At 70.2% G+C, this 22,358-nt stretch carries 21 protein-coding genes; 14 read left to right on the top strand and 7 right to left on the bottom strand.

Going from position 1 to position 22,358, the window contains the following annotated elements:
* Positions 1-3 precede the first annotated feature (3 nt).
* Complete coding sequence (locus HV824_RS19715; RefSeq protein ID WP_176423991.1) at positions 4-342, top strand: helix-turn-helix domain-containing protein; 339 nt, start codon at positions 4-6, stop codon at positions 340-342.
* Positions 343-357: 15 nt separating this feature from the next.
* Here HV824_RS19715 and HV824_RS19710 read toward each other — a convergent pair whose 3' ends face one another.
* Positions 358-1,527: a serine/threonine-protein kinase gene (locus tag HV824_RS19710; RefSeq protein ID WP_176423990.1), complete on the bottom strand. Its 1,170-nt coding sequence runs from the start codon at positions 1,525-1,527 to the stop codon at positions 358-360.
* Positions 1,528-1,768: 241 nt separating this feature from the next.
* On the opposite strand from HV824_RS19710, the gene HV824_RS19705 reads away from it, so the two are divergent.
* From HV824_RS19705 to HV824_RS19690, 4 genes are all read left to right on the top strand, one after another.
* Positions 1,769-2,545, top strand: a complete 777-nt coding sequence (locus tag HV824_RS19705) for an SDR family NAD(P)-dependent oxidoreductase (protein ID WP_163784482.1) — start codon at positions 1,769-1,771, stop codon at positions 2,543-2,545.
* Entirely contained in the window at positions 2,535-3,326 is a 792-nt protein-coding gene (locus HV824_RS19700) for a class I SAM-dependent methyltransferase (RefSeq protein WP_176415152.1), read from the top strand. The genes HV824_RS19705 and HV824_RS19700 overlap by 11 nt, the downstream gene beginning before the upstream one ends.
* Before the next feature lie 106 nt (positions 3,327-3,432).
* Entirely contained in the window at positions 3,433-3,834 is a 402-nt protein-coding gene (locus tag HV824_RS19695) for a hypothetical protein (protein WP_176415151.1), read from the top strand.
* A gap of 130 nt (positions 3,835-3,964) precedes the next feature.
* On the top strand, positions 3,965-4,900 hold the full coding sequence (locus HV824_RS19690) for a hypothetical protein (RefSeq protein ID WP_368670811.1): 936 nt from the start codon (positions 3,965-3,967) through the stop codon (positions 4,898-4,900).
* A 6-nt stretch (positions 4,901-4,906) separates the two neighbouring features.
* On the opposite strand, the gene HV824_RS19685 is transcribed toward HV824_RS19690, so the two are convergent.
* Positions 4,907-6,448: a ChaN family lipoprotein gene (locus HV824_RS19685; RefSeq protein ID WP_176415149.1), complete on the bottom strand. Its 1,542-nt coding sequence runs from the start codon at positions 6,446-6,448 to the stop codon at positions 4,907-4,909.
* A 114-nt stretch (positions 6,449-6,562) separates the two neighbouring features.
* On the opposite strand from HV824_RS19685, the gene HV824_RS19680 reads away from it, so the two are divergent.
* Positions 6,563-9,328: a TonB-dependent siderophore receptor gene (locus HV824_RS19680; protein ID WP_176415148.1), complete on the top strand. Its 2,766-nt coding sequence runs from the start codon at positions 6,563-6,565 to the stop codon at positions 9,326-9,328.
* A complete protein-coding gene (locus HV824_RS19675; protein WP_176415147.1) occupies positions 9,328-10,167 on the top strand; it encodes a 5'-nucleotidase C-terminal domain-containing protein in 840 nt (279 codons plus the stop codon). Before HV824_RS19680 ends, HV824_RS19675 begins: the two co-directional genes overlap by 1 nt.
* A 36-nt stretch (positions 10,168-10,203) precedes the next feature.
* Here the strand turns inward: HV824_RS19675 and HV824_RS19670 are convergent, their stop codons facing one another.
* Both HV824_RS19670 and HV824_RS19665 read right to left on the bottom strand, forming a co-directional pair.
* Positions 10,204-10,464, bottom strand: a complete 261-nt coding sequence (locus tag HV824_RS19670; RefSeq protein ID WP_011554363.1) for a TIGR04563 family protein — start codon at positions 10,462-10,464, stop codon at positions 10,204-10,206.
* Between the two features lie 6 nt (positions 10,465-10,470).
* A complete protein-coding gene (locus HV824_RS19665; RefSeq protein ID WP_002638649.1) occupies positions 10,471-10,674 on the bottom strand; it encodes a TIGR04563 family protein in 204 nt (67 codons plus the stop codon).
* Positions 10,675-11,129: 455 nt separating this feature from the next.
* On the opposite strand from HV824_RS19665, the gene tilS reads away from it, so the two are divergent.
* Both tilS and ftsH read left to right on the top strand, forming a co-directional pair.
* Complete coding sequence (gene tilS, locus HV824_RS19660) at positions 11,130-12,485, top strand: tRNA lysidine(34) synthetase TilS (protein ID WP_176415146.1); 1,356 nt, start codon at positions 11,130-11,132, stop codon at positions 12,483-12,485.
* A 180-nt stretch (positions 12,486-12,665) separates the two neighbouring features.
* Positions 12,666-14,582, top strand: a complete 1,917-nt coding sequence (gene ftsH, locus HV824_RS19655) for an ATP-dependent zinc metalloprotease FtsH (RefSeq protein ID WP_176415145.1) — start codon at positions 12,666-12,668, stop codon at positions 14,580-14,582.
* A 91-nt stretch (positions 14,583-14,673) separates the two neighbouring features.
* Here the strand turns inward: ftsH and HV824_RS19650 are convergent, their stop codons facing one another.
* From HV824_RS19650 to HV824_RS19640, 3 genes are all read right to left on the bottom strand, one after another.
* Positions 14,674-15,600 carry a pirin family protein gene (locus tag HV824_RS19650; RefSeq protein WP_176415144.1) on the bottom strand — a complete coding sequence of 309 codons (927 nt, stop codon included), beginning with the start codon at positions 15,598-15,600 and terminating at the stop codon, positions 14,674-14,676.
* A 32-nt stretch (positions 15,601-15,632) separates the two neighbouring features.
* Complete coding sequence (locus tag HV824_RS19645; RefSeq protein ID WP_176415143.1) at positions 15,633-16,328, bottom strand: pirin family protein; 696 nt, start codon at positions 16,326-16,328, stop codon at positions 15,633-15,635.
* Positions 16,329-16,456: 128 nt separating this feature from the next.
* Complete coding sequence (locus HV824_RS19640) at positions 16,457-17,338, bottom strand: LysR family transcriptional regulator (RefSeq protein ID WP_176415142.1); 882 nt, start codon at positions 17,336-17,338, stop codon at positions 16,457-16,459.
* Positions 17,339-17,471: 133 nt separating this feature from the next.
* Between HV824_RS19640 and HV824_RS19635 the strand changes: the two genes are divergently transcribed.
* The 5 genes from HV824_RS19635 (at position 17,472) to acpS (ending at position 22,202) form a co-directional block, all read left to right on the top strand.
* A complete protein-coding gene (locus tag HV824_RS19635) occupies positions 17,472-18,020 on the top strand; it encodes a YceI family protein (RefSeq protein WP_176415141.1) in 549 nt (182 codons plus the stop codon).
* A gap of 87 nt (positions 18,021-18,107) precedes the next feature.
* Entirely contained in the window at positions 18,108-19,322 is a 1,215-nt protein-coding gene (gene folP / locus HV824_RS19630; protein ID WP_176423989.1) for a dihydropteroate synthase, read from the top strand.
* Positions 19,323-19,583: 261 nt separating this feature from the next.
* Entirely contained in the window at positions 19,584-20,978 is a 1,395-nt protein-coding gene (glmM, locus tag HV824_RS19625) for a phosphoglucosamine mutase (RefSeq protein ID WP_176415139.1), read from the top strand.
* A gap of 111 nt (positions 20,979-21,089) precedes the next feature.
* On the top strand, positions 21,090-21,815 hold the full coding sequence (locus HV824_RS19620) for a pyridoxine 5'-phosphate synthase (protein ID WP_176415138.1): 726 nt from the start codon (positions 21,090-21,092) through the stop codon (positions 21,813-21,815).
* A gap of 6 nt (positions 21,816-21,821) precedes the next feature.
* On the top strand, positions 21,822-22,202 hold the full coding sequence (acpS, locus tag HV824_RS19615) for a holo-ACP synthase (protein WP_176423988.1): 381 nt from the start codon (positions 21,822-21,824) through the stop codon (positions 22,200-22,202).
* Positions 22,203-22,358 lie beyond the last annotated feature (156 nt).

The raw sequence follows: 22,358 nt of genomic DNA, 5'->3' as shown, positions 1-22,358 counted from the left end.
GCCATGGACGAAGAACTGGGAGCGACGTTTGGAAAGGCCGTGCGCGAGGCGCGCGGGCGGCTGGGATTGACGCAGGTGGAAGTGGCGGCGCTGTTGGACATGCACCCCATGGTCTACAGCCGGATGGAGCGGGGGAAGATGTTGCCGCGGGTGTCCACGCTCCGGAGGGTGGCCAGGGTGCTGCGCACCTCCACGGATGAGCTCCTGGGGCTCGCCAAGGAGGGCCGCGAGGGCGCGAAGCAGCAGTCCGCGCTGCAGCGGCGGTTGATGACGCTCGCGGAGACGCTGGACGAAGAGCAGCTCAAGGCGCTCGTCGTGATGGCGAGCGCCCTGTCCCGTTAGCGCCAAGGTCCTTCGTCAGGTGCCCCTGGGGCCCCGTCCCCGGAGCTCGTGGGCTTCGAGGCCCTGTGGGAAGAGGCTTTCGTCGAGCAGCTCGACCTCGTCGCGGACCGCGCTGGCGTCGCTGATGAGTCGCGTCAGCTCCTCGGCCAGGTCGGCCCGGCCGAAGGGGCGACCGGTGCGGCGGACCTCCTGGATGAGGCACTCCCTGAGCGCCACGCACAGCGCTTCCGCCGAGCCGAAGCGCTTCGGCGCCTCCTTGTGCAGCATCCCGTGAAGCACGGCGCGCACCTCGGGCGGCAGGCTCGCGGCGGCGCGCTCCACGTCCTGGGGGCCATGGTCCTCCAGCAGCATCAGCATCTGCGTGAGCGGCAGGGAAGGGGGCTCCTCCAGGCGCAGCTCACGTGACTTGGCGCGAGGTGGCCCCAGCGCCTCGGCCGCCGCCGCGAACAGGTGCCGCCCCGTGGCCAGCTCCAGCAGCACCAGCCCCAGCGAGAAGAGGTCCGAGGCGGCGGTCAGCGCCGTGCCCGCGAGGTACTCCGGAGACGCATACGCCACGTCCCCCTTGAGCAGCGCCCCCGCCGTCTCCTCCCGGCCGACCAGATGCGAATAGGCGACGCCAAAGTGCGTCAGCTTCACCTCGCCTGTGCGCGCCACCCGCACGTTTCGTGGACTGACGTCGCGATGAATCAGCCCCAGGGACCGGCCCTGCTCGTCCAGGAGCGAGTGCGCATGGTGCAAGGCATCCGCCAGCTCCGCGGCGACATGGAGCGCGAAGGCCAGGGACACGGCCCTTCCTCGCATGGCGATGAGGTTCAGCACCGTCTCCAGCGACGGCCCGTCCACATGCTCCATGATGATGTACGGCTTGCCCCGGTGAATCTTGAAGTAGTGCACCTGGGCGATGTTGGGGTGGTGGAGGCGGTAGGCCAGTTGCACCTCCTCCACCAGCCGGTGCCGACGCGCGGAGGTCGCGGGGCTGCGCACGCGCTTGATGGCGACGGGGCCCGCGAGCCCGTGCGGCTGGTAGCGGTCGGCCAGGAGCAGCTCCTCGCCATTGGCTCGGCGCTCCAGCGTGCGGACGAACTCGTAGCGCGTGTCCTCCACCGAGAAGAGGACGTGCCGCCGCTCGAACGTGAAGATGGCGGCTTTGTCCCGGGTGGTGGTCGTGACGGTCTGAGAAGCCAAGCGCGACTCCTTGATATGAACCTTGAAGGGTTAGTGATAGATAATCACGAATCCGACATGGGGAGGAAGCCGGCCCTCGTGAGGGGCGCCCGGCCGGCTTTTTCCGCTGGCCTTCATGTCAATGGACGGGCTCTTGTCAGGCGCCGGGGCCCTCTTTCGTCGTGAGCCGCCGGACGCCAACGGTGTGCCCGGGACTCCGCCGAAGCGGCCCCGTGAACGCACGACCGAGGAGAACACCCGGATGGACACGGAGCTGCAGGGCAGAGGCGTCCTGGTCACGGGCGGCGCAGGAGGAATCGGCACCGCCCTGGTCCATACCTTCGCGGAGGAAGGCGCGAAGGTGGCGGTGCACTACCACTCCAGTACCGAGAAGGCCCAGGCGCTGGCCCGCGACGTCGGCGGCGCCGCGCTGCGCGCGGACCTGACGGTGGAAGCCGACGTGGACGCGCTGGTTCCCGCGGCGGTGGCGGCGTTGGGGCGGCTGGACGTGCTGGTGTGCAACGCGGGCGTATGGCCCGCCCCGGATGAGCCCGTCTGGGAGATGTCCCTGACGCGCTGGCGTCGCACGTTGGCGGAGAACCTGGACAGCGTCTTCCTGTGCTGCCGCGCCTTCCTCCGGCACGTGGCCACCACGAAGACGGGCAACATCGTCATCATCAGCTCCACCGCGGGGCTGTTCGGTGAAGCAGGACACGCGGACTACGCCGCCGCCAAGGGCGCGCTGGCGAGCGGCTTCCTCAAGAGCCTCAAGAACGAGCTGGGCCGCATCGCGCCCCTGGGCCGCGTCAACGTCGTGTGCCCGGGGTGGACGGCGGTGGACCGCAGCCGCGACAAGCTGGCCCAGCCGGGCTTCCTCGAGCGCGTCACGCGGACGATGCCGCTGCGCAAGGTGGCCGAGCCCGTGGACGTGGCGCGGGCGGTGGTGTCGCTCGCGTCGGACCGAATCTCCGGACACGTGACGGGTGAAGTCGTCACGGTCGCCGGCGGAATGGAAGGAAGGGTGTTGCATGACGACTGAGCTGGACGTGAGGACGTACAACCGAGAGGCGTGGAATCACCAGGTGGCCACGGGCAACAAGTGGACGCTCCCCGTGAGCCCGGAGGTCATCGCCGCCGCGCGCAGGGGCGACTGGAGCGTCGTCCTCACGCCCACGAAGCCCGTGCCGCGCGAGTGGTTCGGTGACCTCCAGGGCAAGGACCTCCTGTGTCTCGCGGCCTCCGGTGGGCAGCAGGCGCCGGTGTTCGCGGCGGCGGGTGCCCGGGTGTCGGTGCTGGACAACTCACCCGCGCAGCTCGGCCAGGACCGCCTGGTGGCGGAGCGCGAGGGCCTGGAGCTCCGGCTGGTGGAGGGTGACATGCGCGACCTCTCCGCCTTCGAGGACGCGAGCTTCGACCTCATCTTCCACCCGTGCTCCAACTGCTTCGTGGACGCGGTGCGTCCCGTGTGGCGTGAGGCGGCGCGCGTGCTGCGGCCCGGCGGCGTGCTGCTGACCGGCTTCACCAACCCCGTGAACTACCTCTTCGACCTGGCCTTGGAGAAGCAGGGCATCTTCACGTTGAAGTACCGGATGCCCTATTCGGACTTCACCAGCCTGTCCGACGAGGAGCGCCGCCGCTTCACGGATGTGACCGAGCCGCTCTGCGTGGGGCACTCCCTGGAGGACCAGCTGGGCGGGCAGGCGGACGCGGGGCTCGCCATCATCGGTCTCTTCGAGGACTCGTTCGGTCCGGAAGATGCCCTGTCGCGGTACTACAACGGCTTCATCGCCACCCGCGCGATGAAGCTCCCGGCGCGGTAGGGCGTGCAACGGATTTAACCTTTCGCGCCGCGCGGGGTTTTTCAGGGCATGAGGCGACGGGAAGGCCGGCACCCGAAGCCTCAGTCACCCTGAGGAGCAAACCCCGATGAAGCTCATGACCGCCCTGCGTTCCGTTGCTGTCGCCTCGCTGTTCCTCTCCGCGCCCGTGCTGGCCCAGACGGCCGCGCCCGAGTCCGCCCCTCCGCCCGCCGCGGACGGCAAGGGGCACGGGGGGCACCACCGGCACAAGGGCAAGAAGCATGGGAACAAGATGGCCCGCATGGCGCACCGGATGGACAAGGCCGTGGCCGAAGGGAGGCTCTCCCAGGCCCAGGCCGACCAGTTCAAGGCCGAGGGCCGCCAGTTGCGCGAGGAGATGAAGGCCCAGCGTGAAGCCTCGGGCGGCAAGCTCTCCGACGCGCAGAAGGACGAGATGCGGTCGAAGATGCGCGCCTTCCGCGAGAAGGTGAAGTCGGCCATGCAGGCGAACGCGCCGCAGAAGCCGTAGTCCCGTGCCGCACGCTCGGGAGGGGGGCGGCTGACGTGCCGCCAACCCTCCGGCGGTGGCGGACACCGTGCTGGCGCGCGCGGCGTGACGCCTCGTGGGTGGCTGGCGCACAATGCGAGGACCTGCCTTCGTGGACGAGGTCCTCATGCGCGTGTTCCCCTTGCTGGCCGTCGCCGTTCTCTTCTTTGGTTGCGGCGCGCGCTCGGGCCGCGTGAAGCCCGAGGGCCCGGAGTCCACGGTGGCCGTTCCGGATGACGCGGAGCTGCGCCGGGTGCAGACGCGGGCGAAGTACCTCTTCGATGCGGAGCGCGCCGCCATCTTCGCCACGGACCGGCTCCTCATCCAGGACGCGCTGGACCGCTCGCGCATGGAGTGGTTCTTCACGGTGCCTCGCGAAGACGGCTGGTACTCCCTCTTCGGCACCCTGGACGACGCGGGCACCTTCACCCCCGCCTATGCCTTCAAGGCGCCGCGTGATGACGTGGAGCAGATGGCCCCGCTGCCACTCAACGCGCTGCCCGGGGACTTCAGCCCCGTCGCCCGAGCGGTGAAGACGTCGATGCTGGCCACGGTGGAGGCCTTCGCGCGAGGGAGCATCAACCCGGTGGTCTTCTTGGAGGAGGATGGAGACCTCACCGTCTATGTCCTCCAGGGCACGCGGGACCCCATGCGCTTCTACCTGGGCGGTGACCTCCGTTTCCGCTACGGCCCCGACGGGCGCACCCAGCGGGAGGCGGTGCGGCTGCACAAGAGCGTCTTCGCCATCAGCCTGGAGCCGGGGCCGGACGGCGAGCTGTACCAGGGCTCGGCGCACTCCCACGTCCTCTTCGGGGGGCCATTGGAGACGGAGCTGGCGACGCTGATGCTCTACCCGGAGCTGGGCGCGCTCACGGTCATCCACGCCGCGTCGCGCATCGCCTACTTCCTGACCCCGGACGGGGCCATCCGGGTGCTGAGCGAGGCGCCGGAGCGGCAGCGGATGCTGAAGCCGGATGGGACGTTCGGCCCGCTCGACATGGAGGAGGAGGCCGCGCCACCGGCTCCCGCGGGACAGGTCGACCTGTAGCCGGGTTCAGCCGCCCAGGCGTTCGGCCCAGGCGAAGTAGGCCGCCCGTGGGTCCGCGAAGGGGTCGCGGAACAGGGCCTGCACCTCCGCCTTGGCCACCTGGCCACTGTCGAAGGCCTGGTACAGCCGGTCTCCGAGCAGATAGCCGAGGGCGTGGCTGACGCCGTGGAACAGCCGGTCCTTGCGCAGCGGAAGGAGCTTCACGGCTTCTTCCGGCGCCTCCGCCTCCGTGGCCTTGTGGGTCAGCACGAAGGCGGCGATCTGCCGCTCCACGCCGCGGCTCTCGCCGAAGCGCTTCGCCCACTCGGCCACGCCCAGGCAGGCGCGCCGGGGGTTCACCAGCTTCGAGCCGAAGAAGCCCAGCGCCTCTTCCAGGCAGCGCGCGTAGAAGGCCTCTGAAGCGCCGCGCGGCGCGTCCATGGCGTCACCCACGGCGCAGTGCCGGACGAAGTGCGCCGCTTCCTCCGCCGCGTGGTTCAGCGACAGCGACGCCAGGTAGGCCACCCTCGCGCGGGGGATGTAGCTGCTCTCGCGGGAGAGGATGTGGCGGCGAAGCTGGGTCAGCTCGGCCTGGGTGAAGCGTCCGCGCCGCTGGATTCGCGCCAGGACGTCGCCGTCCGCGGCGGTGGCCACGTCCACCGTGTCCAGGGAGCGGCCCACGGGCACGCCGGCGAGCCGGCCGATGAGCGCGGCCATCTCTCGGAAGCGCTCCGCGGCGCCGCGATCCAACAGCGGGGCATCTCCGGCCTCCGCCTCCAGGTAGTCCAGGAAGCTCTGCTGGCACACCACGGGCGAGGCGTTCATCAGGCACAGGCTGCCGTCCGCCAGCTCCACCGCCTCCGCGGCGCCCACGCGGCCCTCGCGTGCCAGCCGCCACCAGACGCCCTCCGCGTTCTGGTACACGACCAGCCCCTTGCGCGTCTCCGCGCCGAGCGTGCGCTCCACCTGCGCGGGCAGGTGGCAGGGCGCCACGTGGTACTGGCCCACCAGCACCATGACCAGCGGCCGGTCCGGCGCGCGGGCGGCGCGGGCGATGCGTTCGGCGGCGTAGGCGTCCCGAAGCTCCAGCGAGCGCTCACCGTGCGCCCGGCGGTCGATGCCCACCACCTCCAGCTTCTGCTTGCGCGCGAAGGAGAGCAGGGCGCGCGTGTTGGACCACACCCCCGCGCCGTGTCCCAGCTTCGCCAGCAGGGAGCGCTCCGTGACGCGGCCAGCGCGCCAGGCATCCACGGTGGCCTGGTGACGGCCCTCCACGGACTCCAGCGCCATGATGACGCGGCGGCCCGAGGCCCGCGCCCGCTCCACCAGTGCGAGGTACGTCTCCTGCGCGAGCGGGAGCGTGTGGTAGTCGCCCACGTAGACGACGTCCGCCGCCTGTACCTGTTGGTACACGGCGGGCAGCGTCGTGACGCTCCGGTAGCCGGAGGTGCGCCGCCGGAAGCGGGCTTCGTAGGTTCGGAATGTGGCCGTCTGTCCGTCAACCACTCGGGCAATCTGCGCGCGCTGGCGTCGGAACAGGGCGAGGTGCAAGGCGAGCGAATCGCGCATGGAGTGCCGCAATCCCTCGCACGCCACCGCGGGCCCGGCAAAAAAACGGCGCGCCCGGGTGTCGGGTGCGTTCCTTGACTGGGACGGACGGCCAATGGAGCATGGCGCTCAGCCTTGAAGACCGCACACGCTCGCGCGACCCTCCTCAGCCTGGTCCTCATCATGGCGGTGCCCGGCCGCGCCGAGGAGCCAGGTCTCCTGCACTCCCCGCCGGAGCGCGCCGAGCCGCGCGTCGCGTTGCAGCTCGACGGCACGTTGGTGGAAGGCCGCCGCGTCCTCGAGCTGTACGTGCGCTACCGAGGCCCAGGCGAGCCCTACGCCCGACGGCCCATGGAGCGGGAGTACGGCGACCTGTACCGGGCCGTGATTCCCGCGGAGCACGTCGTCCCGCCCGGCATCGAGTACTACGTCGAGGGCCTCACCGCGGATGGCCAGCGCGTGCCGCTCTTCCAGTCCGCCTCGCGTCCCGTGCGCGTGCTCGTGGGCGGCGAGACGCCGGCCAGTGCGTCCATCGTCCGGCCCACGCCGCCTCCCACGCGCCGCCCCCCGCCAGGCCGGACGCCGCCGCGCGCCGCTCCGCCCGAGCGCACGCCTCCGCCCGAGCGTCCGCGCGCGCAGGCGCCGCAGGATGACTCCATGGCCGCGCTCACGGCGGACCTGCCCGCGGATGCGCCCACGGAGGCCTCGTCGTCGGCACGGTCGTCCCGGACCTCCGAGGCGCCAGGCGGCGCGCCCGCGTCGCGTGCGCCGGCGCCCACCCGCTCCGAGCTGGAGGAGGACCTGGCCCTCTACAGCGCGGAGGACACGCTGGCCCTGGCCACGCGTCACGAGGCGGCGGTGCGGACGGTGCCCGCCATTGGCGCCTCGTTCAGTCAGCAGCAGCTGCGCTCCCTGGGCGCGCGCACCGTGGCCGACGTCCTGGACGTGGTGCCCGGCCTTTCGGTCAGCCGGGACGTGCAGGGCTTCCACCGCACCGCCATCCGCGGCCTGCGCAACGACGCGGAGGTGCTCTTCCTCCTCAACGGCCATCGCCTCAACAGCTTCTTCGACGGCAAGGCGCTGATGAACCTGCCGGTGGAGAACCTGGAGCGGGTGGAGGTCATCCGCGGCCCTGGCTCCGCCCTCTATGGCGCCGGTGCCTTCCTGGGCGTGGTCAACATCGTCACGGACACGTCGGACGGCGTCCGCACGGCCGTGTCCGTCGGCGGCTACCCGGGCCAGGATGACCGGCTCGCCGTCACGGGCAACGGTCACCTCTCCGCGGGGCACACCGCCGGAAACCTGCGCGTCTTCGCGGACGTGGACCTGTGGAGCCAGGCCGGTGACTCCACCGTCATTGAGAACGACGGCCTGGACGACGAGTCGCGCTCGCAGGGCCTGCGTGACGTGACGGACCCCGCGGGGCGCACCCGCGACGAGCGCTTCCTCTTCAACGCGGGCGCGGGCGCCACCTACGCCATGGGCGACGCGGGCCGCCTGGGGGCCTCCGCGCGCTTCCTCACGGAGCGCCGCAGCGCCCTGGTGGGCCTCTTCGACACGGTGGGCGAGGACTCCAAGCTGGGCTGGAACGTCTTCCTCGCGGACCTGACCTGGGAGCGCGCCTTCGGACCCGACGTGACGCTCCGCGCGCGCGCCGCGTATGACCAGCAGTCCACCGACCGCTTCTTTCAAATCACCCCCCGCGACTTCAGCACCGGCACGGGCACCAGCCGCCTGTTCGAAGCGGGGATGCAGGAGCAGACGCGCGTCTCCGTGCGCTCGCTCACCGGCTCCGTGGACGCGGACGTGGCCCTGGGCGCCTACAACCGCCTCTCCCTGGGCGCGGTGGTGGAGCAGCAGTCGCTGGGCGAATACGACTACGTGACGAACTACACCCTGGACGCGCAGGTGCGGCCGGAGGGCCTGGCGCGGCCGGAGGGCCTGGTGGACCTGACGAGCGGCGCCGCGTCCCGTCGCCTCAACGTGGGGCTGTTCGCGCAGGACCAGTGGACCGTCGTCAACGCGCTCACGCTCACGTTCGGCGTGCGCATGGACGCCACCCAGCTGCCCACGGTGGACGCGTCCGGCGCCATCAACGGAACGCGCTTCGTGCCCACCCTCAATCCGCGCGTGGGACTGGTGTTCGCGGCCACCGACTCGCTGGTGCTCAAGGCCCTCTACGGGCGTGCCTTCCGCGCCCCCACGCTGCAGGAGCTGGTCGAGCGCATCCCGGACACGAACTACAACCAGGGCCGCTTCGAGGGCAACCCGCGCCTCCAGCCCACCACGGTGGACACCTTCGAGCTGGGCGCGGACCTCGTCCAGGCGGCGGGGGACGCGCGGGTGCGGCTGCGCGCCAACGCGTACGTGGCGTTGTTCGGCTCGCCCATCGTCCCCGTGGACACGTCCGGCAACATCGTCCCGCTGCGCAACCGCGAGCTGGGCGTGCGGGTGTACGGCGTGGAGGGCGAGGCCCGGCTGGAGGCCTCCAAGCGCGCGTATGCGTGGCTCAACGCCAGCATCTCCCGCGCGGAGGACCTGGAGCTGCCCACCCAGTCCCGCCTGCTCACCGACACGCCGCAGGCGCGCTTCAACGCCGGGGTGACGATGCCCATTGGCGCCTATGTGAACTTCGACGTGGTGGTGCGCACGGGCGCGGAGCGGCGCAACAACAGCCGCTCCGTGCTGGAGCTCATCCGCCGCTACAAGATTCCGTCCTACAGCCTCATCACCGCGCAGCTGCGCACCGAGCCCATCCTGGAGCACTTCGAGGTGGCGCTGGTGGCGCACAACCTGTTCGACAATGACCTTCGCGACGACGTGCCCCGTCCGGACCGTGTCCCCGGGCTGCTGCCGCGCGAGGGCATGTCCGGATTCCTCACCGTGAGGGCCCACTACTGATGCCGCGCTCCCGCTCCCTCTTCGCCGCGCTTGGCTTCGCCCTGGGCGCCTTCCACGGCGGCTGCATCGCCTACAACGACTCGTGCCAGCCCCTGGTGGAGGACCCCGACGCCGTCGTGGGCTACCTGGCCCATGAGGTGCTGCTCGACAAGGTCTACACCCGGCACGACAACAATGCGCTGGGCCAGCTCGTCGCGGATGCGCTCCTCCACGCGGAGGATGACTCCACGCGCCCCGCGGTGCTGGGCGTCGTCAACGGCGGCTCGCTGCGCCAGGAGGGCCTGTGCGTCACGCGGACCTCGCTGCGCCAGGGCGCGCTCACCGACGGCGTGCTGCACGAGCTCCTCCTCTTCGAGAACCTCGTCGTGACGGTGGACCTCACGGAGAAGGAGCTCGTGGACATGATGGAGCTGTCCGTGGGCTCGCTGTACACGGAAGGGCAGAGCATCGCCTCGCCCTCCGGCGCCTTCCTCCACGTGTCGGAGGGCAGCTCGCTGCGCGTGGACTGCGCCCAGCCGGAGGGCTCGCGCGTGCGCGAGCTGACGGTGGGTGGGGTGCCCGTGGCGCTGCCCGCGCGCGAGGACGCGTCCATCCGCTACCGCGTGGCCATGAACGCGTACCTCCTGGATGGGGGAGACGGCTACGGCGCGGCGCTGGGCAACGCGGGACAGAACCCGGACCGCAACCCGGTGCAGGCGCGCAAGCTGCGCGGGACGGAAGCCAACCTCGCGTCGGCGTACATGAAGACCAGGCACCCAACGCCCGTGCAGGCGCTGCGCGAGGCGTCGCGAGTCGTCTTCCAGAATTGCGCCCTGCCCGCGAGGCCCGCGGGCAGGTGAGGGTGGGGAGCCGGGCGTGGAGCCGGCCCTCCGGAACTACTTGGGCTCTTCGGAGGGCGCCACCGCCACGGCCGTCACCGGCTGAGCGGGGGCGGGCGCGGGGGCCGCGGGACGAGGCGGCGGGCTGAGGACGTCGTTGACCGACGGCATCTTCCGGATGTCCCCGCGTGCCACCTTCCACGCCTGCTGGACAATCCAGGACAGCGAGCGGTCCTGCCGCGTCGCCTCACGCTGGATCTCCTCCAGCATGTCCTCGGGGAAATAGAGACTCTGTTTACGATGGTCCGTCGTAGCCATCCGTCGTTACTCCTCCCGAGGGTCCTGGCGCTCGTCGCCAGTCACGTCATTCACGGCGGGGAACGACTTGATGCGCTCGCGGGCGATCTTCCACGCCTGCTGCACGACCCAGGACAGGGAGCGGTCCTGGCGGGTCGCCTCTTCCTGGATCTCCTTCAGCATCTCCTCGGGGAAGTACAGCGACTGCTTGCGCTTGTCGGTGCCTGCCATACTTGGGTCTCCGGGGCGGATTCGGGGTGACGACCTGAACACACCTGGGCCGTTATCCGACAGACTCCCAAGAGGGTCAACGGTTTCCAAGGACTCATTCCGAGGTCGCACCCTCTGCCCCCTTGCTCGTCCAGTCGCACGTAAGCTGTGCAACCGTGCGCGAAAAAGGAAACGCCCCGGACTCCACGAGGAAGTCCGGGGCGCTTCGGAAAGAGGGACCGCCTGGAGAAAATCTCCGGGCGGACCCGTGGACCCAGAGGGGGAGGGGGGGGACCCCTAGGTCCAACAGCTCAAAATTCGACCGTTCCAAGAACAGCGCGCGCGGCCGCGTGTATTTCCGCTACCGCCTCTCCGCTGATTCGATGTTGTGACGATCATAAGAATCTGCCCCCCTGCCTTCAACCGCACGTGTTCCTGTAACCCGCGCACCCGACACTCCATTCCACCGCGGTCCGATGCCCCGTCACGATTCCGCCACACCGCTGCTGACGACGACGCTTCGAGCGGCGTACACCCGGCTGGGACTGGAGGGAGGTTCGGTGCTGCTCGCTGTCTCCGGCGGCGCGGACTCCACGGCGCTGCTGGTGGGCACCGCGCTCGTCGCCGAGCCGCTCCGGCTGCGCGTGGAGGTGGCCTCGCTGGACCATGGCCTGCGTCCCGAAGCGGCGGAGGAAGCCCGCCGGGTGTCCGTCCTGGCTGCCGCCCGGGGGCTGCCCTGCCATGTCCAGGCGCTGCGGCTGCGGCCGGGGGCTGGCATCGAGGCGCGCGCGAGGGAGGCCCGCTATGCGGCGCTGGAGGCGCTCCGCCGTGAGCGGGGCCTGGGCGTCGTGGCCACCGCGCATACCGCCTCCGACCAGGCGGAGACGCTGCTCATGCGCCTGGCGCGCGGCACCGCGCTTCGCGGCGCGGTGGGCATCCATGAAGCGCGCCCCGGACTGGTGCGGCCCCTGCTGTCGCGCACGCGCGAAGACGTGGTGGCCTTCCTGGCGGAGCAGGGTGTCTCCTATACGACAGACCCGATGAACGCCGACCCTGCCCACTTCCGGACGCGCGTTCGCCTGGGCGTGCTACCCGCCCTGTCGCGCGCCGCCGGCTTCGCGGTGGAGGGGCACCTGGCCGCCTTCGCGCGCGTGGCCGCGGAGGACGAGTCGCTGCTGGCGTCCATGGCGGACGCGGCCTTCGCGCGGCTGAGCCTGGAGGATGGCGCCCTGGATGTCGTGGGCGTGCGGGCGCTGGAGCCCGCGCTGCGCCGGCGGGTGCTCGCCCGGCTGGTGGCCGGCGCGGAGGCCGCGGTGGATGAGGCCACGCTGGCCCGCGTGCAGCGCGCGGTGGACCAGGGCGGCTCGGCCACGTTGGGGCGGGGCCACGTGCTGCGCGCGAGCAGCGGACGGGTGCGCTGCGTGCGGCAGGTGCCGGCCCCTCCACCGGCCGAGCTGCGGCTGGCGCACGCGGGCGCGCGGGGCACGCTCGTGGGGACGGGCTGGAATTTTTCCGTCGAGTCCGCACCTCCACCCACGGGGGTGCTCGGGCTGGCGCTCGGGGACGGGACGCGCTGGCCGCTGACCGTGCGGACACGCCGCCCCGGGGACCGGGTACGCACTGGCGTGGGACGACGAAAGCTTCAGGATGTGTTGGTGGATCTTCGGGTGCCCGCGGAAGCGCGGGACACGCGGCCCGTGGTGGCGGACGCCGAGGGGCAGGTGTTGTGGCTCCCCGGCCTCTGGCCACCCGCGGTTCCGCGTGCGGCCGCCAGGGAGTACCTCTGGGCGGCTCCCCCCGGTTCGAGCATTCAGCGGACCGCGGCGTTATAGAGTGGCAGAGTCGCAGTTCGGGGGATGGGCGCGGCCCCCTAAATAGTTGAGGGCTTTTTGCTGTTGCTGATACGGTCCGCCGCTGGGTAGCTCGCCTGGTGTCGGCCAAGTGATGGATAAAGCTGGGGTTCTTCCCAGCGCGGCCCTCATCCCGCCGAGTTCCGAAAGGGCAGCTGACACGTGCGTTCGACTTACAAGACCATCGGGCTCTGGGTCATCCTGATCGTCCTCTTCGTCGCCTTCTACAATTTCTTCTCCCAGGGCAACGACCAGGTCCAGGAACCGTCCTTCACCCAGTTGCTGACGAAGGTGGAGGAGAAGAAGGTCCAGGAGGTTGCCGTCAAGGGCAACACCTATTCCGGCAAGTTCACCGACACGTCGGAGAAGTTCCGTACGACGGGGCCGGCGCCGGATGCGGCGATGCTGAACCAGCTCCGTAGCAATGGCGTGGACGTGAAGTACGAGCGGGAGGAGCAGAACAGCCTCTGGCTGACCATCCTCGGTCAGTGGATGCCGGTCGTCTTCCTGTTCCTGTTCTTCATCTTCTTCATGCGCCAGCTGCAGGGTGGCAGCGGCAAGGCCATGACGTTCGGCAAGTCGAAGGCCAAGCTCCTCAACGAGAGCCACAACAAGGTCACCTTCGCGGACGTGGCCGGCGCGGACGAGTGCAAGGAAGAGCTCGAGGAGATTGTCGCCTTCCTCAAGGATCCGAAGAAGTTCACCAAGCTGGGCGGCCGCATTCCCAAGGGCGTGCTGATGATGGGCTCGCCGGGAACGGGCAAGACGCTGCTCGCCCGCGCGGTGGCCGGCGAGGCCGGCGTGCCGTTCTTCTCCATCTCCGGCTCGGACTTCGTGGAGATGTTCGTGGGCGTCGGCGCCAGCCGCGTCCGTGACCTCTTCGAGCAGGGCAAGAAGAACGCCCCCTGCATCATCTTCATCGACGAAATCGACGCCGTGGGCCGTCACCGTGGCGCGGGCCTGGGCGGTGGACACGACGAGCGCGAGCAGACGCTCAACCAGCTCCTGGTGGAGATGGACGGCTTCGAGTCCAACGACGGCGTCATCCTGATTGCCGCCACCAACCGTCCGGACGTGTTGGATCCGGCGCTCCAGCGTCCCGGCCGCTTCGACCGGCGCATCGTGGTGCCGCGCCCCGACGTGAAGGGCCGCCTGGGCGTGCTGAAGGTGCACACCCGCCGCGTGCCGCTGGCGCCGGAAGTGGACCTGGAGGTCATCGCCCGCGGGACGCCTGGCATGACGGGCGCGGACCTGGAGAACCTCGTCAACGAGTCGGCGCTGATGGCCGCGCGGCAGAACAAGGAGCGCGTGGACCTGAGCGACTTCGAGGCCGCCAAGGACAAGGTCTTCATGGGCCCCGAGCGGCGCTCCATGATCATGACCGAGAAGGAGACGCGGAACACCGCCACCCACGAGGCGGGCCACGCGCTGCTGGCCAAGCTCCTCCCGGGCTGCGACCCGCTCCACAAGGTCACCATCATCCCGCGCGGTCAGGCCCTGGGCGTCACCTGGAGCCTGCCCACCGAGGACAAGGTCAACGGCTACAAGAAGCAGATGCTGGATCAGATCTCCATGGCCATGGGCGGCCGCATCGCCGAAGAGCTCATGTTCAACGAGATGAGCAGCGGCGCCGCCAACGACATCGAGCGGGCCACCGAGACGGCCCGCGCCATGGTGTGCCGCTGGGGCATGAGCGAGAAGCTGGGCCCCCTGGCGTTCGGCAAGAGCGACGGTGAGGTGTTCCTGGGCCGCGACTTCAACTCGTCCAAGGACTACTCCGAGGACACCGCCCGGCAGATTGACTCCGAGGTCCGCAGCATCGTCGTGGGCTGCTACGAGCGCGGCAAGCAGCTGCTGACGGAGAACATCGAGGCCCTGCGCCGCGTGACGGACGCGCTGGTGGAGTACGAGACGCTGGACGCCGAGGACGTCAACATCCTCCTCCAGGGTGGGCAGCTGACCCGTGAGCGTCCGCCCCCGCGAGTGAATGCGCCCCCGAAGGCGACGGAGAAGAAGGACAAGCGGAAGATCCTCGACGCGCTCGAGGGACTGCCCGCGATGGAGCCGAAGAAGGCCTGAGCCTCACGCGCCTCCAGCGGTTGAGCTGAAGTGAAGAAGGCCCTTCCCACGCTGCTGGGAAGGGCCTTCTGCCTTGCGGGCTGTCACGCGCCTACGGGTAGCGCACGGGCAGGGGGGCCTCGGGCAGGGGGATGAACTCCGTCTCGTCCGGGACGGCGGCGAAGCGGCCGGCCTTCCAGTCCTCCTTCGCCTGCTCCAGCCGCTCCTTCGAACTGGAGACGAAGTTCCAGAACAGGTAGCGCGGCCCGTCCATGGGCTCCCCACCGAGCACCAGCAGCCGCGCCGCCGCGGTGGCGCGGAGGGTGACGGCGCCGCCGGGCCGGAAGACGAGCAGCTCTCCTGGCTCGAAGGCCATGCCGTCCACTTCCACGGTGCCCTGGACGAGGTACATCGCCCGCTCCTCGTGCTCGGCCGGAACCACGAAGCGCGCGCCGGCCTCCAGCGCCACGTCCGCGTAGAACATGTCCGACAGCGTCTGCACCGGCGAGCGCTGACCGTGCACGGTGCCGGTGATGACGCGCATCCGCGCGCCCTCACCCTCGTGGCAGGGCATCTGCTCCTCGGGGTGGTGGACGAAGGCCGGGGCCGTCTCCTCGTGGCGCTTGGGCAGCGCCACCCACGCCTGCATGCCAAAGAGCTTGCTGCCCGCGGCGCGTGGGCCGGGCCCGGTGCGCTCCGAGTGGACGATGCCGTTGCCCGCCGTCATCCAGTTCACCGCGCCGGGGCGGATGGGCTGCGTCGTGCCCAGGCTGTCCCGGTGCATGACTTCGCCGTCGAAGAGGTAGGTGACGGTGGCCAGCCCGATGTGCGGATGGGGCCGCACATCCAGGCCGTGGCCGGGTTGGAAGCCGGCGGGGCCCATCTGGTCCAGAAAGACGAAGGGCCCCACCATCCGGCGGCGGGCCGAGGGCAGCGCGCGCCGCACCTCGAACCCGTCGCCCAGGTCGCGTGAGGGCGCGACGATGAGTGTCTCCATCGAAGAGGGAAGCTGCTCCGCGTTCAAGTCGTCCCGGCTCATGTCGTGCTCTCTTTCGTTTCCGCGAGGTGGCCTCAGGCCAGGTCGAACAGCAGCGCTTCCACCGGCTCCGTGGCGGAGAGGACGAGCTGCGACTCGTCCGCCACCGCGACGCCGTCACCGGCCTTCAGCTCCACGCCGTTGAGCGTGGCCTTGCCCCGCGCCAGCTGCAGCCAGGCGTGGCGGCCCGGAGCGAGCGTGTACGTCGCCTGCTCGCCCGTGCCCAGCAGCGTCGCGTGAAGCACCACGTCCTGGTGCACCGTGAGGCTCCCGTCCCGGGCGTCCGGGCTGGCCACCACCCGCCAGCAGCCCTGGCGCTCGGACTCCGGGAAGGCCTTCTGCTCGTAGCCAGGCGTCAGGCCCTTGCGGTCCGGGATGATCCAGATCTGCAGGAAGTGGAGCTGCTCATCCGCGCCGTTCATCTCGCTGTGCAACACACCCGTGCCGGCTGTCATCCGCTGGACTTCACCGGCGCGCAGCAGGCCCTCTCCGCCCGTGCTGTCGCGGTGGCCAATGGCGCCGCTGAGCGGGTAGGTGATGATTTCCATGTCCCGGTGAGGGTGCGTGCCGAAGCCCTCATGGGGCGCGACGCGATCCTCGTTGATGACGCGCAGGGCACGGAAGCCCATGAAGTCCGGGTCATAGTAGCCGGCGAAGGAGAACGTGTGGTGGGAGTCCAGCCAGCCGTGGTTGGCGTGGCCGCGGGCTTCCGAGGGGCGAATGGTAATCATGACATTCCTTTCCGCGGCGGCGCCTGGATGGCGGCCGCTGTTTCGAGAGACATGATGTGCGTGAGGGCCTGTCGGGACTAGGCATGGACAATGGGAAGCATCGTTCCACCCATGGAACGATGCCCCATTCAGCCGGGGATGGGCCAGTGCTCGCGCAGGCACTCCACGAAGGCCACCACCTTGGGAGCGTGGTGCCGCGTGCTCGGGTAGACGGCGTGGACGGGGGTGCCCGTGGAGCTCCAGTCCGGCAGGATGCGCTGCAGGCGCCCGGCGGCCAGCTCCGAGGTGAAGTGGAGGTTGGGGAGCAGGGCGATGCCGGAGCCCGCCCGCGCGACCGCGTAGAGCATGTCCGGCTCATTCACGACGACTCGGGCGGGCACCTTGATGTCCACCGAGCGGTTGCCGGAGTGGAGCGTCCAGACGTTGTTCTCCAGGCCCGCGCCGAAGAGGAGGCAGTCATGCTTCTCCAAATCCTTCGGAGTCTTGGGCGCCCCGCGCGCCTTGAGGTAGCTGGGCGCCGCGACGACGACGCGCTCCACGCTGCCCAGCCGCCGCGCCATGAGTGACGAGTCGGCCAGCCGTCCGGCGCGAATCGCCACGTCGAAGCCTTCCTCCATCAGGTCCACGTTGCGGTCGGTGCACACCAGCTCGAGCTGGACCTCCGGGTACTGCTTGATGAACGTGGACACCAGCGGCCCGATGAAGCTGAACGTCAGCGGCGTCGTCACGCGCAGCAGGCCATGGGGGGCGGACTGCATCCGCGTCACGGCCAGCTCGGCCTGCTCCGCCTCCGCGACGATGCGCGCGCAGTGCTCGTAGTACGTCCGGCCCACGTCGGTGAGGCGCAGCTTGCGCGTGGTTCGCTGGAGCAGCTGCGCGCCGACCCGCGTCTCCAGCTCCGACACCTTCCGGCTCACCGTGGACTTGGGCATCCGCAGCCCACGCGCCGCCGCGGTGAAGCTGCCTGCCTGGACCACGCGTGCGAAGACGAGCAGCTCGTTGAGGTCCATCTCCCGTCCTTCCCGGGGCGCTGTTCCATGGGTGGAACAGTTCTTCCATTCTGGCCCATCTAATCAAGCCCGGGGCCCACCGCTACCTTCCTCCTCGTCGAACACACCGCTTCACCGAAAAGGAAGGCACCTCATGGCCACCACGACCTGGAACATCGACGCCACCCACTCCGGCATCCACTTCTCCGTCCGCCACATGGTCATCGCCAAGGTTCGCGGCAGCTTCCGCAAGTACAGCGGCGCCGTCTCCCTGGACGAGCAGGACGTCACGAAGTCCTCCGTCGCCGTCACCATCGAGACGGCCAGCATCGACTCCGGCGTCGAGCAGCGTGACAACCACCTGCGCTCGCCGGACTTCTTCGACGTGGAGAAGTTCCCCCGCATCACGTTCAAGAGCACGAAGGTGGAGCGGGCGTCCGGCGACGGGCTGAAGGTGACGGGCAACCTGACCATCCGCGACATCACCCGCGAGGTGGTGCTGGACGCCGAGCAGCTCGGCGTGGGCAAGGACCCGTGGGGCAACGTCAAGGCCGCGTTCGAGGCGAAGACGTCGGTGGACCGCCGCGACTTCGGTCTGACGTGGAACCAGGCGCTGGAGACGGGCGGCGTGCTCGTCGGCGAGAAGATTGAAATCGCCATCGAGGTCCAGGCCGTGAAGGCGCAGGCCGAGCAGGCCGCCTGAGCCACCCACGCGCGCTCGGGAGCGGTAGGGTAGGGACGCGCGTCCCGTCCTGGTGGCGGTGCGCGGCCCCCTCCCTGGAGCCTCCCGATGATTCGCGCCCGCCCTCTGACCTTCGAGCCCCCGGAGGACCTCGTCCTGGCCTTCCGGCGGATGGGGCTGACGGAGGCCTCGCAGCCAGCCCTGTTGAAGGCGCTGCCCTTCACACGGCTCCTCCTCACCGGGCTGCGCCACCAGGAAGAGGCCTTCCTTCAGACGCTGCCCGAGGCGCTCCCCGCCTGGCTTCCCGGAGACGCCCAGGCCCGCCCGGGGACGGGGCTGCTGACGGGACGCGCTGAGCAGTTCCAGCGGCTGGTGACGGCCGCTCGCGCCGACGATGGGGGGCTGTCCGCGCTGGCATCGGCGGTGGCGTCCGCGCTGGCCGTGGGCGTGTCGCCCGCGGTGCTGACGCTGGGCGCCCGGCGCTTTGAGTGGGGCTCCCGCACCTACGTCATGGGCGTGGTGAACGCGACGCCGGACAGCTTCTCGGATGGCGGGCGCCACGCCGGGACGGAGGCCACCATCGCCCACGGGCTGGCCCTGGCCGAGGCGGGGGCGGACCTGCTCGACGTGGGAGGCGAGTCCACCCGGCCTGGCGCCTTGCCGGTGAGCGCCGACGAGGAGCTGGCGCGGGTGCTTCCCGTCATCGAGGGCCTGCGGGCCCGGACCGACGTGCCCCTGTCCGTGGACACGACCAAGGCCGCCGTGGCGCGCGAGGCGCTGAAGGCCGGCGCGCACCTCATCAACGACATCACCGGCTTCAGCTCCGATGCCGACCTGCCCCGCGTGGTGGCCGAGGCCGGCGCGGCCTGCTGCCTGATGCACATCCAGGGCACTCCGGCCACGATGCAGCAGGCGCCGCGCTACGACGACGTCGTCGAGGACGTGCTGGGCTTCCTGGAGGCGGCCGTCGCCCGGGCTGGCGCGGCGGGCATCCCCCGCGGGCGCATCCTGGTGGACCCGGGCATCGGCTTCGGCAAGACGTTCGAGCACAACCTCTTCCTGCTGCGCCGGCTCCACGAGCTGCGCGTCCTGGGGCTGCCGTTGCTGGTGGGCACCAGTCGCAAGGGCTTCCTCGGCCGGTTGGCGGGCGGCAAGCCGGCCTCCGAACGGCTGGCGGCGACGCTGGGTTCGGTGGCCTCCCTGGCCGCGCTGGGTGGGGCAGACGTCGTGCGCGTCCATGACGTGGCTGAGTCCCGGGACGCGCTGGCCGTCGCGGACGCCATCCGGAGGTGCGAGGACGGCGGGACGCTCTACACCCGGTAACAAGGTGTGGCTTACAGCCCTCAGGCCGTGGACCGAACCTTCACCTTCCGCTGGCCGCTCCCCGAGCCGCCGTGTATGGACGGCGGCGGTTCGGTTGGTACTGATTTCGCAACCTCTTTTAGTCTGCGTCGGCCTGCATGCCTGGGAGGTTGCCCAGGGAGCAGGGGGTTCCTAACTTCGAGCCCGCGTGGTGGGCGGGGTATAAGCCCCGACGTCGAGAGGCCGGCGCAGGCCCGGCGTGGGAAAGGCGGAGCGGCACACATGGCGTACAGGATGAACATGCCTCCGAAGGAGGCGCAGGCTTCCCAGAAGCTGTTCGGCACGGATGGTGTTCGCGGGAAGGCGAACGTCTATCCCATGACTGCCGAGGTCGCGATGCAGCTCGGGCGGGCGCTTGCGTTCCTCATCCGCAATGGCCCGCATCGCCACCGCGTCATTGTCGGGAAGGACACGCGGCTGTCCGGCTACATGCTGGAGCAGGCGCTGGCCGCGGGCCTCACCTCCATGGGCGTGGACGTGGAGCTCGTCGGGCCGCTGCCGACCCCGGGCATCTCCAACATCACCACCTCCATGCGGGCGGACGCCGGCGCCGTCATCTCCGCGTCCCACAACCCCTACGAGGACAACGGCATCAAGTTCTTCTGGCGCGACGGCTTCAAGCTGCCGGACGAGACGGAAGGCAAGATCGAGGAGCTGGTGTCCAGCGGCTCCATCGACTCCATCCGCCCGACGGCCACGAAGATTGGCCGGGCCTTCCGCATGGAGGACGCGCGGGGCCGCTACATCGTCTTCCTGAAGGCCACCTTCCCGCGCGAGCTGACGCTGGAGGGGATGACCATCGTCGTCGACTGCGCCAACGGCGCGGCCTACAAGACGGCGCCCGCCGTGCTGGAGGAGCTGGGCGCCAAGGTGATTGCGCTCGGCGTTTCGCCGGACGGCAAGAACATCAACCACAAGTGCGGCGCGCTCTTCCCGGAGAACCTGGCCAAGGCGGTGGTGAAGCACGGCGCGCACCTGGGCATCGCCCTGGACGGTGACGCCGACCGCCTCATCGTCGTGGACGAGAAGGGCAAGGTCGTCGACGGTGACGCCATCATGGCCATCTGCACGGGTGAGCTGGTGGCCCGCAAGCAGCTGAAGAAGAAGATGTTGGTCTCCACGGTGATGAGCAACATCGGCCTGGAGCGCGCGGTGGCGCGCTGGGGCGTGAAGGTGGCCCGCACGCGCGTGGGGGACCGCTACGTCGTCGATGAGATGCGCCGCAACGGCTACAACCTGGGCGGCGAGCAGAGCGGCCACCTCATCTTCCTGGACCACACCACCACGGGTGACGGCACCCTGGCGGCGCTCCAGTTGCTGGCGGTGATGTGCCGGGCGGGCAAGCCCCTGAGCGAGCTGGCCTCCATCTTCGAGCCCGTGCCCCAGACGCTCATCAACGTCGTGGTGAAGCAGAAGAAGGAGCTGGGCGAGCTCCCCACGGTGATGAAGGTCATCAAGAGCGTGGAGCAGCGCCTGGGCAACTCCGGCCGCGTGCTGGTGCGCTTCTCCGGCACCGAGCCCAAGGCCCGCGTCCTCATCGAGGGCGAGGACGCCGCCCGCAACCAGGCCTACGCGAAGGAGATCGCGGACGCGCTGTCCAAGGCCCTCAGCGTCTGAGCGCCGCTGCGAACGGCGGTTGACTTCCGGACGCTGGCGGCGTGATGAAGGGCCAGCGCGCACCGGGGCCCCTCGACAATCCCACGGCCGCGCACGAGCGAGGTGCGGTCGATGGGACAGCGACTGGGTGTCAACGTGGACCATGTGGCGACGCTGCGTCAGGCGCGGCGCACCCCGTATCCGGATCCGGTGACGGCCGCGGCGCTGGCGGAGCTCGCCGGCGCGCAGCAGATCACCATCCACCTGCGCGAGGACCGGCGTCACATCCAGGACCGGGACTTGCGCATCCTCCGTGAGACGGTGCAGACGCTCCTGAACCTGGAGATGGCCGCCACCGCGGAGATGGTGAAGATCGCCTACGAGCACAAGCCGGACGTGGTGACGCTGGTGCCGGAGCGCCGCGAGGAGCTCACCACGGAGGGCGGCCTGGAGGTCGCCAACCAGCGCGAGCACATCGCGAAGATCATCAAGAACCTGAAGGATGGGGAGATCGCCGTCTCGCTCTTCATCGACCCGGACCTGGACCAGGTGCGGGCGGCGCACAAGGTGAACGCGGACCGCATCGAGCTGCACACCGGCCGCTACTGCGAGGCGCGCAACGAGAAGGAGCGGGCCCGGGAGCTGGCGCGCATCGTCGACGCGGCCAAGGCGGGCACCAAGCTGGGCATGGGCGTGGCCGCGGGCCACGGGCTCAACTACGACAACGTGCAGCCGATTGCCCGCATCGGTGAAATCGACGAGCTGAACATCGGGCACGCCATCGTCGGGCGCGCGGTGCTGGTGGGCTTCGAGCGCGCGGTGCGCGAGATGCTCGAGCTCATGCGCAACCCGGGGTAGGGCGCCATGGGAATTCGCGGCCTGGGCCTGGACATCTGCTCCATCTCCCGCATCCAGCGCATCCTGGACGGGCCTCGCGCGGAGCCCTTCCTGAACCGCGTCTACACCGAGGCGGAGCGGGCCCTGTGCGGCCGGCGCAGTGACGCCGCCAGCGCCTACGCCGCGCGCTTCGCCGCCAAGGAGGCCCTGGTGAAGGCGCTGGGCGCGCCGCCGGGCATCCGCTGGAAGGACATGGAGGTCCGGCGGCAGGGCGGAGCGCCTTATTTCGCACTGTCCGGCGTGGCCTTGGAGGTCATGGACGCGCGAGGGCTGGAGGCCTTCCTCGCGCTGACCCACGATGCGGACGTCGCCGCCGCCACGGTGGTGCTCCAGTCGAAAGGGGAGTGAAGCCATGTTGCGCGTCCTCACCGCCGCTCAGATGCGTCAGGCCGAGCAGGCCGCCGAAGCCCGCCACGGCATGCCCTCCGCGTTGCTGATGGAGAACGCCGGGCGGGCTTCGGCGGCCTGCTCGGCCTGACGCATCTGAGCGGCGGTGAGGACGCG

It is taken from the genome of Myxococcus sp. AM009, assembly GCF_013372605.1.
Lineage (GTDB): Bacteria > Myxococcota > Myxococcia > Myxococcales > Myxococcaceae > Myxococcus > Myxococcus vastator.
Note: the sequence above shows the minus strand (reverse complement) of the source record. Positions and strands in the feature narration are given on the sequence as shown.